General features: G+C 43.0%; 10 protein-coding genes. 7 read left to right on the plus strand and 3 right to left on the minus strand.

Annotated elements, in window-relative coordinates; genetic code table 11:
- Positions 1-474: 474 nt before the first annotated feature.
- From G460_RS0116440 to G460_RS0116465, 6 genes are all read left to right on the plus strand, one after another.
- Entirely contained in the window at positions 475-3,882 is a 3,408-nt protein-coding gene (locus tag G460_RS0116440) for a SusC/RagA family TonB-linked outer membrane protein (RefSeq protein WP_084421377.1), read from the plus strand.
- Positions 3,883-3,910: 28 nt separating this feature from the next.
- Positions 3,911-5,494: a SusD/RagB family nutrient-binding outer membrane lipoprotein gene (locus G460_RS0116445; protein WP_026956391.1), complete on the plus strand. Its 1,584-nt coding sequence runs from the start codon at positions 3,911-3,913 to the stop codon at positions 5,492-5,494.
- A 125-nt stretch (positions 5,495-5,619) separates the two neighbouring features.
- A complete protein-coding gene (locus G460_RS0116450) occupies positions 5,620-6,915 on the plus strand; it encodes a DUF2851 family protein (RefSeq protein ID WP_026956392.1) in 1,296 nt (431 codons plus the stop codon).
- 55 nt (positions 6,916-6,970) lie between these two features.
- Positions 6,971-7,606 (plus strand): NeuD/PglB/VioB family sugar acetyltransferase, encoded by a 636-nt coding sequence (locus G460_RS0116455; protein WP_026956393.1) that lies wholly within the window; start codon positions 6,971-6,973, stop codon positions 7,604-7,606.
- Positions 7,607-7,699: 93 nt separating this feature from the next.
- Entirely contained in the window at positions 7,700-8,695 is a 996-nt protein-coding gene (gene trhO / locus G460_RS0116460; RefSeq protein ID WP_026956394.1) for an oxygen-dependent tRNA uridine(34) hydroxylase TrhO, read from the plus strand.
- A complete protein-coding gene (locus G460_RS0116465; RefSeq protein WP_026956395.1) occupies positions 8,673-9,542 on the plus strand; it encodes a nucleoside phosphorylase in 870 nt (289 codons plus the stop codon). Before trhO ends, G460_RS0116465 begins: the two co-directional genes overlap by 23 nt.
- Before the next feature lie 6 nt (positions 9,543-9,548).
- Here the strand turns inward: G460_RS0116465 and G460_RS0116470 are convergent, their stop codons facing one another.
- The 3 genes from G460_RS0116470 to G460_RS22030 all read right to left on the minus strand — a co-directional run bounded on the left by G460_RS0116470 (position 9,549) and on the right by G460_RS22030 (position 12,469).
- Entirely contained in the window at positions 9,549-9,824 is a 276-nt protein-coding gene (locus G460_RS0116470) for a hypothetical protein (protein WP_026956396.1), read from the minus strand.
- Positions 9,825-9,909: 85 nt separating this feature from the next.
- Positions 9,910-10,545: a response regulator gene (locus tag G460_RS0116475; RefSeq protein WP_026956397.1), complete on the minus strand. Its 636-nt coding sequence runs from the start codon at positions 10,543-10,545 to the stop codon at positions 9,910-9,912.
- On the minus strand, positions 10,538-12,469 hold the full coding sequence (locus tag G460_RS22030; protein ID WP_169817524.1) for an ATP-binding protein: 1,932 nt from the start codon (positions 12,467-12,469) through the stop codon (positions 10,538-10,540). Before G460_RS22030 ends, G460_RS0116475 begins: the two co-directional genes overlap by 8 nt.
- A 321-nt stretch (positions 12,470-12,790) precedes the next feature.
- Here G460_RS22030 and G460_RS0116485 point away from each other — a divergent pair, with 321 nt between their 5' ends.
- Positions 12,791-15,226 (plus strand): TonB-dependent receptor, encoded by a 2,436-nt coding sequence (locus G460_RS0116485; protein ID WP_026956398.1) that lies wholly within the window; start codon positions 12,791-12,793, stop codon positions 15,224-15,226.
- Positions 15,227-15,259: the final 33 nt, after the last annotated feature.

Raw genomic sequence — 15,259 nt, forward strand, 5'->3', positions numbered from 1 at the left:
TTTTTTATTCAGAAATCCACCGCACAGCCCGCTCACTTTTCAAAGCTGATAGGACTTTTGGTCCAAACATATCCTATTGTTGGAATTATACGGACTGCTTTATATAGTCTAAAAAGTATTATTAAAACATTAATTATTGACGTTTACGAAACATTCTAATCATCTAGTTTGAGAAATTGAGAGGGTTTTCTTAATAAAACCCTAAAGAATGTCTCTTTTAAAGGCCTACTTAAATACTTGTGCTTTTGACCTAAATCAATTTGAGAGTCAAAGGCTTATAGGTGTTTTTGCTAAAGTAACTCGTTAAACTTCTTTAAAATTTTTATTTTAAATCTCTTTGATTAATCAAATTTTTATTCGTCTTTAGGGCTATTGTCCTAGAATATTTTGAATCTCTTGGGCATTATTCAAAATTCCTAATTCATTAAAAGTTAAAACCCAAAGGCCAGAAAAAAGTAAAAACCCACTCTGAAAATGAAGAAACATTTACACAAACCATGGAAGCCAAAGCTTCTAAGTGGAAGTAAAAGCAGTCTTTTCTTACTTCCAGGTCTCTTCTTAGGGACATTTATTCAAGCGGAAGCCGCGCTTGAGCCTTCCAAACTTACTCCTGTAGGGATGGAAGTAGCAGCTTATCAGCAAGCAGACATTACTGTTACGGGTACTGTTGTAGACGTCAACGGAATGGCACTACCTGGTGCGACGGTGACTGTGCAAGGAACTAATAAGGGAACCGTAACAGACATCGATGGAAAGTACACTATCTCAGCACCAGAGAATGCTGTTTTGGTATTTTCTTATTTAGGTTTCGAGCCGCAATCGATTGAGGTTGGTTCTAGAAGTGTTATCGATATCACTTTGGAAGAGCAGGCTTCGGATCTGGATGAATTCGTGGTTTCTGCATTTGGTATGGAAAAGGCTCAGAAAAAACTGGGTTACGCCACTACTACCATTAAGGCTGACGAACTAATTAAAGTAGGTACTCCAAACGTGGCAACTGCACTTTATGGTAAAGCTCCAGGTGTAAGAATCCAGTCTGGTGCAGGTGGTGCCACCTCAGCAGTGAATATCACGATTCGTGGTCTTAACTCCATCACAGGAAACACCCAGCCCTTGATCATTATGGATGGGGTGCCTATCCGAAATGAAAACGTAACCAATAACAATTATTGGGGTGATCAGCGCTTGAGAGGGAATGGTCTCTTGGATATCAACCCAGAAGATATTGCCAACATTTCCATCTTGAAAGGTGCGTCTGCAGCGGCTCTTTATGGGTCTGAAGCAGTAAACGGGGTCGTTTTGATCACGACCAAAAAAGGAAACTCAGGTAAAAAAGGATTTAGCGTCGACTTCAGTGCAAACGTCGCTAGAGACGAGATCGCCTACCTTCCTCGCTATCAAAACGTAAGAGGCCCAGGTGCTCCTATCCACGTTTCTAACTTGGGACAGGATGATGATGGGTTTTTTACCTATGATGATGGAGTCAAAGGATTGGCAAATACATCGCTTAACTTCGGTCCAGAATTTGACGGCCAGCCAGTTAGAGCTTGGGATGGTGAGATCAGACCTTATGTAGCTCAAGAAGATAACTATGCGGCATTGTTCAACAATCCAATGAGTTCTTCTATCAACGTAGCCGTTGCCAACAATTCTGAGTTTGCAGATTTCAGATTCTCATTGACTCGTCAGGATAACGAAGCCTTGAGTTTGAATTCCAAAAACAACAAGAACATCGCCAACTTGAATGCATCTTTCAGAATCTCTAAAAAGTGGACGACCGATGTGATGGTGAACTATATTAACCAAAATACCAAAAACAGACCCTATTCCATCGACCGTATGATCAATAACTTCGGTGGTATGATGACTCGATTTGACAATGGTGCTTGGTACTTGGATAATTATCAGACTAGTCGTGGATACAAATATGTAGTGGGTCAAAACACCCAAAGTTTGACTCCGGATGAAAACATCATTTACAATGGCTTCATGGATGCCATCGGTGACTATGTATGGAGAGTCAACAAGCATAACCTGAATGAGACTTCTAATCGTGTGATCAGTGTATTGACCAATACCTACAAAATCACCGACGACTTATCCTTGAGAGGTAGAATTTCCACCGACTTCACGAACAGATACTCTGAAGACAAGAGAGCAACTGAAAGACCTTTGGCTTTTGGTAACTCTGGGATGTTCAGCATGAATAATGAGACTTTCAACATCCTCTATGGTGACGTGTTTTTGACCTATACCAAGAGCTTGGCAGAAGATATTTCTATTAGTGCAATGGCCGGTTATACTGGTACCAAAGAAACTAGAAGAGAACTATTCACTAGAACCAATGGTGGTTTGAGCAGTGAAAATCTATTCGATTTGATTGCCTCTAATCAGCAAGTAGTCAGTAATGCTACCAGAACCAACAGAGTGATCGATGCAATGGTAGGTACAGCAAACTTTGATTACAAAGGCTTCTGGTTCTTGGAAGGAACGATCCGTAGAGACCGTACTTCTACCATGAACCCTGAAAACAATTCATTTGTATATCCTTCAGTGAATACCAGTTTGGCAATCTCTGAAATGGTAGAACTACCTCAGTTCATCACCTTCGCTAAATTGAGAGGTTCTTGGGGGATTGTAGGTAACTATCCAAGCCTATACAGAGCAAATATTGCTTACACTCAAAACACCTTGGACGGAGTATTGTACACTGTGATGCCTAATGAGTTTGGAAATGACGGAATCAGACCAGAGCAGAAGCATGAGTTTGAAGTTGGCTTGGACGCAAGATTTTTCAACAGCAGATTAGGCTTAGATCTATCTTATTACAATGCACAGATTCGTGACCAAATTCTACCATTGACTTTGCCAAACACTAGTGGTGCATCATCTGTATTGACAAACATCGGTACGTTGAGAAACAAAGGGATAGAGCTTTCTTTGAATGCGACTATCATGCAGAGCAGCAATTTCATGTGGGATATGACCTTGAACTTGGCTAGAAACATGAACACTGTTGAGAAATTGGCAAATGATGCTACTGAATTGCTTCATGCTGACTATGATGGAGGTGCTGCCCAATTGAGATCTGTGGTAGGTCGTCCAATGGGAGATTTGTATGCTCACCCGATCGAAACAGATGCAAACGGAAACAACATTGTACAGCCTAACGGTTTGTATAAAATCGATGCAAATAACTGGAAAAGAGTAGGTAACTATAATCCGGATGCTGTAGGTGGTTTGATGAACAACCTTTCCTATAAAAACTTCACATTCTCTGCGATGATGGATTTCCAAATCGGTGGTTCTGTGATGCCAACTGGTATCAACTGGATGACAAGCCGTGGTTTGACTGAGGAAAGTTTGAAGTATAGAAACGAGGAGTCCGGTGGTCTTGCTTACTACCGTGTGACTGGTGAAGATGGTATCACTAGAGGAGTGCAAGTAGATCACTCTACCACTGCTGGACCAAATGGTGAGGCTGTTTACCATGACGGGATGCTAATGGACGGTGTGACTGCTGATGGTCAACCAAACACCAATGTGATCTCTCAGGCATTGTACTACAATGCTACCTATAACTGGGGTGGTCCTCAATACTCTCAGTCTCGATATGAATTATATATCCAAGACAACACTTATTTGAAAATGAGAGAATTGTCATTTGGATATACACTTCCTCAAAGCTTCTCTGAGAGAATCGGTGCTAGCAATGTGAACGTTTCAGTATTCGGTAGAAACTTGTTCTTCCTTTATAGAAACATCAAAGATCTAGATCCTGAGGTATTGACTGCTGGATCCAACTGGATGCAGACCATTACCAGTGCGGGTACCAACCCAGCTACTAGAACCATTGGTTTTATGCTAAGAGCTAAATTCTAATTGAGGACCCAACTAATCCAATAAGAAAATGAAATTTAAAAGTTTATATATAGGTGCAATTGTAGCCGCTTCATTGGTGAGCTGTACCGAATCAGACTTTGCAGATAACTATACAGATCCAGCTAAAGTCGCTGAAACTACCGTCGGGAAGCAGTTCACAGGTATGATCTATTCATTCAGGAATTATGTGCTTCCTACGTACGATGACTACTTTATCGGGCAAAGAATTACCAATAACCGATATACTCAAGCGATCGGCTGGGTAAATGTTGAAAACCAATACGTGCCTGGTTCTGAGGCGATCAATAGAAGATGGCGTGCTTTCTATGAGACATTGGCGCAGTATAGAGAGATCGAAAAAATCTTCGAAGGTCTATCTGAAGTTGCCGCTGCAGATCAACGAATCTACATGATCGCTGCGAAAACGTTTCTATACGATCAAGCTCAGAAGGAGATAGATTATCATGGCGATATTCCTTTTACTCAGGCGGCTATGTTGAGCCAAAATGGAGGAGATTATCAGAGTTCTTATGCTCCTTATGACGATGCTGAGACACTATACACCATGATGTTGGACGAGTTGGCTGCTATGGCTGATGAGATGAATACTATGACTGTGAATCCTGGTGTTTTGGCTGAGTTTGAAATCCAAGATGTAATCAATGACGGTGATTTGACGCTTTGGAAAAAGTACATCAACTCTGTGAGACTTCGTATGTTGACTCGAGTAAGTGGTACTAGTACATTCTCTGCAAGAGCTACTGCAGAAATCGGCGATATTCTGTCCAATCCAGCTACTTACCCAGTAGTGACTTCCATCGAGGACTTCATTGCTTGGGATGGTTACACGGCAGGTACTTGGATGCAAGCAAATTCATTCCAGACTGGTTTGGAAGATTGGGATGGAAATATTGCAGGAAAGGTCATTTTGGATCATATGCTAGATAATGAAGACCCACGTTTGACTTTTGTGTTTGAGCCAGGGCTAGAGGCAGAGCCGGGTCAATATATGGGCTTGGATCCACTTCTGAATGCTTCTGCGCAGAATGAGTTGGTACTTGCCGGTACCTTGAGTATCTACAATAGATCTACTTTGTCTAGGAACCAAAATTTCCCTGGAATTATCATCTCTGCTTCGGAAGTTAACTTCCTTGCTGCTGAATATTATCTGAAAACTGGACAGAATGCCATGGCGCAGGCTGCTTATGAGACTGGGATTTTCAATTCAGTTGATCAATATGTGTATCTGAGAAGCATTTCGAATAATGGAGATTCACCTGATCCTGTCGTTCCGACTTTGGCAGACTTTGAATCCTATTTGGAGAAAGACGGTGTTTCTTGGACTGCTGCTACTTCTACGGATGAAAAACTGAAATTGATCGCAGAACAAAAATGGTTGCACTTCAATGTGATCCAGCCAAATGAAAACTGGGCTGAATTGAGAAGATTGGATCTAGTAGATCTAGAATTCTGGACTGATCAATCCAATCAGCAGAGCCAGCCTCCTTACAGATGGGTGTATCCAAGTTCTGAAATCACCTATAACAGCACAAACTACGCTGCTGTACAGTCTGAGGATGTTTTGACCAATAAAATATTCTGGGCAAAATAAGTCCTGCAGAAAATAGATAGAGTATGAAAGCCGCATTCCATTTTGGGTGCGGCTTTTTTCATTATTACCCTACTTGAATATGTTTTCCCGAATGTGTAAATTCCACAAGCAATGTTCTTTTTCACATGGACTTCAGGGAAGATTTTTTACAACTGGTGTGGAAGTATCAATATTTTGAAAAGAGAGATCTCCAAACCACCAATGGACTGAGACTTCAGGTACTTAATCCTGGATTTCACAATCAAGGCGAAGGTCCTGACTTTAGGGACGCTTCGTTGGAAATAGACGGAATAGTTTTTCACGGCCATGTGGAAGTACACCGGCTCGCTTCTGAGTGGAAGCAGCACGAGCATGAAGCCAATCCTGCCTACAATTCCGTGATCCTGCATGTCGTTTGGAAAAATGATCGTCCGGTCTATAGAAATGATCATACATCCATGCCAACTTTGGAGTTCAATGGAAGGATATTTTTGGAAGTGTGGAGGAGATATGAACAGCTTTTGGATTTCAGATCAGAGCTGCCTTGCGCTCATGCCTTGAGTCAAGTGCCGGAGATTATCCGGTTTTCTGCGTTGGAAAAGGCGCTTGTGGAGCGACTGCACTCCAAATCGGAATCTGTTTTGAACCTGCTTGAGCTCACTCAGGGTGATTGGGAGGAGACTGCCTATCGATGGCTTTTTGTGAGTTTTGGCTTTCGCATCAATAGTCAACCCATGGGAGAGCTCGCATCTCAGATTCCCTATAAAATTTTGCAAAAACATCGGACATCGCTACCTACCTTAGAAGCTATGTTGTTTGGTTTGGCGGGTTTGCTGCCCGAGGAGAGTAGTGAGCCATATGTCGGTCATTTGATTCGGGAATATCAATTTTATCAGAAAAAATACCGCTGGGAGCAAAAGCTCTTGAGGCAGCATTGGAATTTTATGGGGGTGCGTCCCAGTGCTTTTCCCACTATTCGGATTGCTCAGTTGGCCTCCATCCTCTCTCAAGCTCCCAGCTTGTTGCAGTCCATATTAGAAGACAGTCGGGATTTTCAGAGTTTTAAAAAAGTGCTGCAAATACCGACCTCTGATTATTGGAAGTACCATTATACTTTTGGTAAAGCTTCTGAGCGGATGACTTCGAAAGGTGTCTCCGGCCCCAGCTTGAATTTGTTGATTATCAACTTTGCAATGCCTTTGTGGTATGCTTACGGGCATTATTTCCAAAATCCGGATTGGAAGGAGCGCTGTTTTGATCTATTGCAAGGGATAGCATCGGAAAAGAATTTTATCACCCAAAAGTTTGAAAAGTGCGGCTGGACTCCACAAAATGCCTTTGACTCTCAAGGTATGATCGGACTCTATCGGGGCTATTGTGAGCCCAAAAGGTGTCTTTCCTGCAAGGTGGCTCAGAGTCTGATCAGGAGCGAAAGCAAATGAAGTTTGGGTATGCACATGAATTCTCCTAATTTTGCAGACCGAATCAGAAAAGACTATGGAAAAACCGGTAATTATTCTGGGTGCCAAGGGGATTGCCCACCCCGCATTGGAAATTTTCAACAGCAACAAAGTCATCGTGTATGGTTTTTTGGAGGAAGATGAAAGTCTCCATGGAAGCGAAATCAATACAGTATCTGTATTGGGCAATCCAGAGGACGACGGTTTTCTCAAACTGATCGGTAAAAAGACAGAAGCTTTCGTAGCAGTAGATGACAATAAGTACAGAAAGTTTCTGGTAGAACTGCTTAATGAAAGAAGAAAGGTGCAGCCGATCAATGCTGTTCATCACACGGCCTACATTTCTACAGATGCTACTATCGGTCATGGCAATTTCATCAATGCCAAAGTGAGCTTAGGTCCTGGCGTGGAAGTAGGACAGCACTGCATCCTGCACACCGGAGCGATAGTGGATCACAAGGTAAAGCTTGGAGATTTCGTCCAAGTCGGTGCCGGAACCATCATCAATGCTGAAGTAGATGTGAAAGAAGGCGCATTTATTGGTTCTGGTGTGACGATCGTATCCGGAGTGACTATTGGGAAAAATGCCCGAATAGGAGCCGGCTCAGTCGTGATCAGTTCTGTGGGAGACAATGAAACCGTGTTTGGAAACCCCGCTGCGAAAGTGAAATAGAGCTTTTACAACTGAAATAGTTTAGATCTAATTCATAAATCAAAATTCATAAATCATCAATCTCTAACACCCTGCCGAAACAGGGCGACAGTTATGGAAGAAAACAAAGAGTACAACATCCTGCTCTATTATTGCTACGCAAAAATCGAAAATGCGGAAGCGTATCGGGAAGAGCATCACTTGTTTTGTGTAGAAAATAACATTCGAGGCCGAATCATCATCTCCGATGAAGGACTCAATGGTACCGTCTCTGGTCTGAAAGACGACTGCGAGAAGTACATGGCGTTTATTCAGGGAGACCCTAGGTTTGCGAAAACAGAATTTAAGATTGATAAGCATGACAAACATGCCTTCACTAAGATTCATGTCAGATACAAGCCGGAAATCGTTCATTCTTCCTTGAGGCATTTGGATCCGAATGTACGGACTGGTAAGCACCTAGAGCCAGAGGAATTTAAAGCGCTAAAAGATCAGGAAGATGTAGTCATCCTTGACGTTAGATCCAATTACGAACATGAATTGGGGCATTTCAAAAATGCCTTGACCTTAGATATTGACAACTTCCGTGATTTTCCGGAAAAGGTAAAAGAGCTTGAGCATCTCAAAAACAAGAAAGTATTGACCTACTGTACCGGTGGGATCAAATGCGAAAAAGCATCTGCATTTCTACTGGAGCAGGGCTTTGAAGATGTCTACCAGCTGCATGGAGGAATCATCAAATATGGCATGGAAGCCGGTGGAGAGGACTTCGAGGGCAAATGCTATGTCTTTGACAATCGTATCGCGGTCGATGTCAACAAGGTAAACCCTAGCGTGGTTTCCAAATGTCACGTATGCGGGACCCCCTCTGACCGTATGGTCAACTGTGCCAATTCTACGTGCAACATCCATGTGGCGATTTGCGAGGATTGTGGCTGGGAGCTGGAAGGAGCCTGCTCACCGGAATGCAAAGAGCATCCTGAGAAAAGACCTTATGACGGTACTGGGTATTATCAGAAAAATACCAACGGCTATAATCCTTACAAAGGCTTGTATCGCGAATCCAATAAAGAAACCAAAACGGTCCATGAGCCAGCAACGAATTCCTGAGTCAGAGTTGATTCTCAATCCTGACGGAAGTATCTACCACTTACACTTGAAGCCAGAACATCTGGCTTCAGTGGTTTTTACGGTAGGTGATCCGGACCGTGTTCCTATGGTCTCCCGCTATTTTGACCAAATCGATTTTCAGACAAGGAAAAGGGAGTTTGTAACCCACACAGGAAGGAAAAATGGTCAGCGCGTGACTGTCATGAGTACGGGCATGGGCACAGATAATATTGAGATCTTGATGACAGAATTGGACGCTTTGGTTAATGTGAATTTGGAAAGTAGAATCCCGAAGAAGCAAACTACTTCCTTGCAGATCATCCGCCTAGGAACCTCAGGTAGTATGCAGGAAAGTATTCCTGTAGGATCTATTCTCGCTTCAGAGGCCGCTGTAGGTATGGACACGCTGATGAGCTACTATCCTGAGTTGGATACGGAGCAGCTGCTCGCTTCAGCAATCCAAACGGAACTGGGATTGCCATTTGCACCCTATCAAGTGCCGGCTTCTGATAGGTTGATAAGACAATTGGATCAGACTTTTTTGAAAGGGATTACACTCACTTGTCCTGGATTTTATGCTCCTCAGGGCAGAGAGGTCCGTCTACGTCCACGGTTTGACTCGATGATTGAGCGACTGGCCGGCATTGAGGTAAATGGCAGAAAGTTGACCAATTTTGAGATGGAGACGGCTGGATACTATGCAATGGGCAAACTTCTGGGACATGAGATGCTCAGTCTCAATGCGATTGTAGCCAATAGACCTTTGGGGCAATTTGATAAAGAAGCTGAAAAAACCGTGGACCGCATGATCCGCGCAGCTATCGAAGTTTTTGTTGCCAAAAAATAATCACCCTTACGCTAAATAGTGTTTGTCGAAAAGGTTTTGCTCCATTTTCAACTTTTCAAATTCTTTGTAATCGATATCCTGAAGCAGCTTGACGAGGAATTCCGCGCATTCCTGTTTGCATAGATACACTCCAAAAAGCTGTTCAGGTTTGTTGACCAAAAAAGTACGGCCACTATCAAATAATTTCACCAAGTCAGCCCAAGTGCCAATAACCAAGAGCTGATCCTTGTTTTGAATCGTCTGGATAATTCTGAAATTTCCAAAAGTGCTTGAGATTTTCATTTAGTTAGGGCTTACGTTAGTTCAAATCTAGGACTGTCCACATCTTTCCGCAATACGTGGTTCCACGTATTTTTGAGTAGAGGTTTTATCCGATCAGGTCTTTATTCTTCTGGGCCCAAATCAATAAAGAGTTGGATTTTTTCTCCAAATCCAGTTTGGAAACCATGTTTGAGCGGTGTTTTTCGACTGTTCGCTCTGAAATAAAAAGCTTCTCGGCGATTTCTTTTGAGGAGAATCCGGTAGAGATCAGCCTGAGAATTTTCTTTTCAGAGGGAGTGAGTTGAGATTTTTGCTCTCCTTTGAGGGGGGCATGTTTTCCTTGTAGGATTTTCTCGCTATAAAAAGTACCTCCCGCCAATATAGTTTCAATTGCTTGAGAGAGGTCATTCAGTGCAAAATCCTTGAGAATATATCCGGCTAAATTGAGATCCTTGGCTTGGTTTAATAGAAACAGTTCATTGTGCAAGGTCAGCAAGATAAACTTGGTAGAGATGTTTTCTTCCTGACAGGCTTCAGCCACTTCCAGCCCTGTCAATCCCGGCATTTCCAAGTCCAGTACCGCAAGTTGGGGGGATTGTGCTTTGATTTGCTCAAGCGTTTCTTTCCCATTGGCATAGGCTCCGATCACTTGGAGTCCTAGGTCCGATAGGAAATCTGCCAAGCCCTTGAGCAGAATAGGATGGTCGTCGGCGATGATGACCTGAATAGCTGCATTAGACATCGATTAAAAATTTTAAGGTAGTCCCTTTTCCTTTTTCGGTGATAATATTCATTATTCCCGAAATGGCAGCTGTCCTTTCCTTGAGGGTTTTCAAGCCTAAGCTTTGGAAGTCGTTGAATTTTTCAGAAAAATCAAACCCTTTTCCATTGTCTGCAATAGAAAGAGTCAGCTTATTTTGGGTAGTTTTTAAGGTCAATTTGAGTGCGTCAGCCTCAGCGTGCTTCAAAATATTATTGATCGCTTCTTGGGTGATGCGATAGAGCTGCAGCTCTTTTTCTTTGGATATCTTCCCTTTGCAATCTTCTATCTCAGCACTGACAAAAATATCTGTCTCCCGATCTATTTGATCTAGCATCTCCTGAATGGCCTGAGAAAGTCCGAGCTTCTCCAGCTGCATCGGATGCAGGGATCTGGCTATAGAGCGTAGTTCATTGATGGCTGTGTCGAGCATCTCTCCGGCATTTTCAGGCTGGTTGAGAGTGACTTTGTTTTTGATCAGAAGCAGACTTTGACCCAAGCCATCATGGAGATCCTTGGATATTCTTTTTCGTTCTTCTTCTTGCGTTTTGAGAAGCTCGCGGGAGAAAGCTTCCTGAAGTTGTTTCTCCTTTTTACTGGATTTGAGCCGCACTAGTAAAAATCCAAATCCCGCCAGTGTCACCATGCCAAACAGAGCAGCTGAAAATAGAGTGGTCTTTTGGCGAGATTCTTTCTGTACAGACTCTAGCTCTACTGTTTTTTCCAGCACTTCTTTCTCTCTCTTTTCAGTCTCATAGAGCGTTTGGTAATAAGCAAAGCTGGTATTTTGATTGGCATTGAAGATAGAGTCTTGATAGGTTTCGCGCATGCGAGCGTAGTCCAGTGCTAAACCCGGCTTGCCTGATTTTTCATAGATCTCCTCCAGCAGATGATAGCACCTGAGCAGGTGATCCATATTTCGGCTTTGTTGGGCTTGAGCAAGTGCTTGCTGACTGATAGTAAGAGCCGATTCTAAGTTGCCTTTTGAAAGCTCCAGTTGAGCTTTGGCAGCCAAGTAGGAAGGGTGGTTTTCATTGAACTCAGAAACTTGCTGCATCAGCTGCTCACCTCTACCAAAGTAAATCTCTGCACTGTCCAGCGGACCATGAATGCCATAAAAGCTCGAAATGGCAAATTGGATATTGGGCAAGAGATATGGCATGATCTCTCCAGTGTGTCTCAGCGAGTCAGCCAAAAGCAAAGCTTTGATCTGCTCATTACTTCTTCCTTCTTTTCGGAGATCATTGGAGCGGTTGTAGAGTTGGGTCACCATGATTTCTACCTGCCCTTGCTCGCGTGCTACTTCCAAAAGCGTCTGGCGAAGCGAGTCAGCTTCCTTGTAGATACCGTATTTGCTGAAAAGAATGGCAGTGCCAGCCCGGACATGATTGACAAATTCCTCATCTCCCAATATCTCATAGATGTCCTGAGCGGCATGGTAGTCTTCCATGGCGGGGATGAATTCTCCGGTATAGTCATGCGCTTGACCTCTAAAAAAATATGCGTCTGCTATGTAGATCGAATCTTCGTCAGAAAACTCCCCGATTGCCTCTGAATAAGACAGGATAGCAGAGTCGAAATCATTGAGGTTGAAATAAGCTCCGGCGAGTTTGAGATACAGGTTGCCACTTAGCTCAGTACTTTCTATATCTGGAACGAATTCGATAGCACGTTGGAGCAGATTTTTCTTGAGGATATCTGTGTCAAAGTCAGGACTTGGCAGGTGGAAAAAATCGATAGTAAGATCTCCGAGTTTTTGAAACTGATGTGTAGAATCATAAAGTCCTATTAATCTTTTGGTTTGTGCAAAACGTAGGGAATCATCAAGATCTTTTTGGGATAAAAGCTCTTCAAGAGGATGAATTTGAGATTCAAAATCTTGCCCGAATGCAAATTTTGAGTCCAAAACACATAAAAAAAACGTCAGCAGAAAAAAGTAAAAAATGCTGACCCAAGGGTGTCGAGTTGGCATAATCAAATATAAGCATTAAGTCACAGGGAATAGCAGTTTGGGAGGGGATTCTGCCACATAATTCCCACTAAAACAGCATTTTGCCTATTCATCTGGCTCTAAATCCAGTAATGGGATATTTGAGTTTTTTTGAAACATGTGAGCCCTTAGGATAGTTTAAAATATAGGAACTCATTGAAAATGAATCTCTTGCGAAATGAATGTTCGGGTTCTGTTCTTTTTAATAAACCTAATAACCAACCAAAAAATCTTAGTATGTCTAAATTTTACGCAATTTCTGGTTTTCTCTTTTTGATGCTTGCAGGGACAGTATCTGCTCAGCAGGTCAATCTGAAAGGGAAAGTGCTAGATGGTACTGACAATCGCCCATTGGAATTTGCCAATATCGCTCTGCTTAGTCTTCCCGATTCGGCGGTGGTGACTGGAGGGATGACGGATCTGGATGGTAATTTTGTCTTTGAAGCAGAGTCTGGAGCGTATGTGTTTCGGGTGGGATTTATTGGATATGAAAGCTATTTCGAGAGGATTACACTTGGAGAGAGAAGCCAGATGAATTTTGGGACGATCAAGCTTCAGCCGGATTCTCAAAACCTGGAAGAAGTTGTCGTAGAAGGAGTGACTTCCATGTTTGAGTCAGATATCGATAAGCGTACTTACAATGTGGAAAATAGTATCGTGTCTCAAGGGCAGACTGCCGCTCAATTGCTTTCGACTTTGCCTTCGATCCAGGTGGATGATGAAGGCGGGATCACGATGAGGGGTAGCGGAAATATTCTGATTTACATCAATGGCCGGCCCTCCAACCTTTCTGGTGATGATACGGAGAGTATTTTGGCACAGTTTCCTGCTAACAGTATCCAATCGGTCGAATTGATCACCAATCCTAGTTCTCGGTACGATGCTACCGGTGTGGGAGGGATTATCAATATTGTTTTGAAGAAGAATGAAAAGCTTGGTTTCAATGGCCAAGTGGATGCTTCTATCGGTACCCGAGAGAAATACCAAGGCGGGATTAATTTGAATTATGGCACAGATAAGGCCAATTATTTTTTGTCATACAACTACCAAAACAGAAGGCAAATCGAACAGGGAGAAGGAACTCGGACGACTGATCTTGAAGGGTTTTCGCCTACATTAAGCCAAGTGCAGGATGGGTATGAGTTGGAAAAAACCCATCTGATCCGTACAGGAGTCGATTATTCGATTTCGCCCAAAGGGATGTTGGGGGTTTATTTCCAGGGAAATTTTGACGATGAAATCGAGTATGCAGATATCGATCAGAAGAATCTGAGTTTGACGGGAAGTCTGGATTCCAGCTTTGTGAGAACCAATGAGGAGATGAGCAAAAGCTCCAATCTAGAAGGAGGAATCAATTATACGTTGAACTTGGATAGTTTGGGACAGCGACTTTACACTTCACTTTCTTATGCCTATGATGACAGAAGTCAGGAGGAATACTACGAGCAGATGTTTCTCACTTCCGAAGGGGCGAGTGATCCGGATAAGCGATTGATCCAGACCAATGACCGGCCGAGGGAAAGCAATTTGGTGGTGTTTCAGATGGATTATGAAAAACCATTTGAATCAGGTGCAGCTATCGAAACTGGCCTGAAAGGCACTTTTGGTAACTGGATTTGGAGCCAGAGATTTTCACAAGGGGATCTGTCCAATGATTTTATCCCTACGGAAGTGGATACTTTGACTGATTCCTTCGATTTTACCGAAAATGTCTATGCAGCCTATTTCACTTACAAAAACAAAAAAGGGAAGTTTGGCTATCAGGCTGGACTGAGAGCGGAATACACCGAAACTCTGGGAGAGACAGTCCGCAATCAGGAAAGCATTCCCAATGATTACTTCAATCTGTTCCCCAGTCTCTTTTTAAGCTACACTTTGGGACAGGAAAATGAATTGACAGCCAACTATACCCGCAGGATTTCCAGACCGAGTATTTGGGATTTGGCTCCCATCTATCGGGTGCGTGATCAATACAATCTGAGCATCGGGAATCCTTATCTGCAGCCGGAATATACAGACAGCTATGAGTTGGGCTATATGAAAGGCTGGACAAGATACTTGCTCAACGCCACGGTCTATCACCGCTATAGCACCAATGTGGAAACGCGGATTACCCGGATCACTGATGATAATGTAGCCATCCAAAGCAGGGAAAATGCCGATACACGCTCTGCGACAGGGTTTGAGCTGGTCAATCAGGTTCAAGTCACCAATAATTTTGATGCGACGCTGACGGGCAATTTCTTCTATTCTGAGGTGAATGGAGAAAATATCGAAGGCGGATTTAGCAATGAGAATTTTAGCTGGACGCTGAGCTTTTTGGGGAATTGGCTGATCCCGAAATGGTTTAGTGTGCAGGCTCAGGGGAACTATCGTGGCCCAATCGTACTACCTCAGGGGCAGATCGAGCCCCAATGGAGTCTGAATATGGGCGTCAGAAAAGATGTATTTAATGGAAAGGGAACTGTCAGTCTCAATGTCAGCGATATCTTCAATACACGTAATTTCCGAATCACCACAGAAGATGCCCGATTTACCCAATACAGGAAATTCCAAAGAGAGACTCGGGTAGGCACGCTGTCATTTACTTATAGATTTGGCGGCTTTAAAGAAAAGAAAGATGAGCGGGGATCCAGACGCGAAGGTGGCGATGATATGGGAGATGACTTTTGAGAAAGAGGCTGGTTGATTGACCAGCCTTTTTTA

Origin of the sequence: Algoriphagus vanfongensis DSM 17529, from assembly GCF_000429465.1 — a bacterium.
GTDB lineage: Bacteria > Bacteroidota > Bacteroidia > Cytophagales > Cyclobacteriaceae > Algoriphagus > Algoriphagus vanfongensis.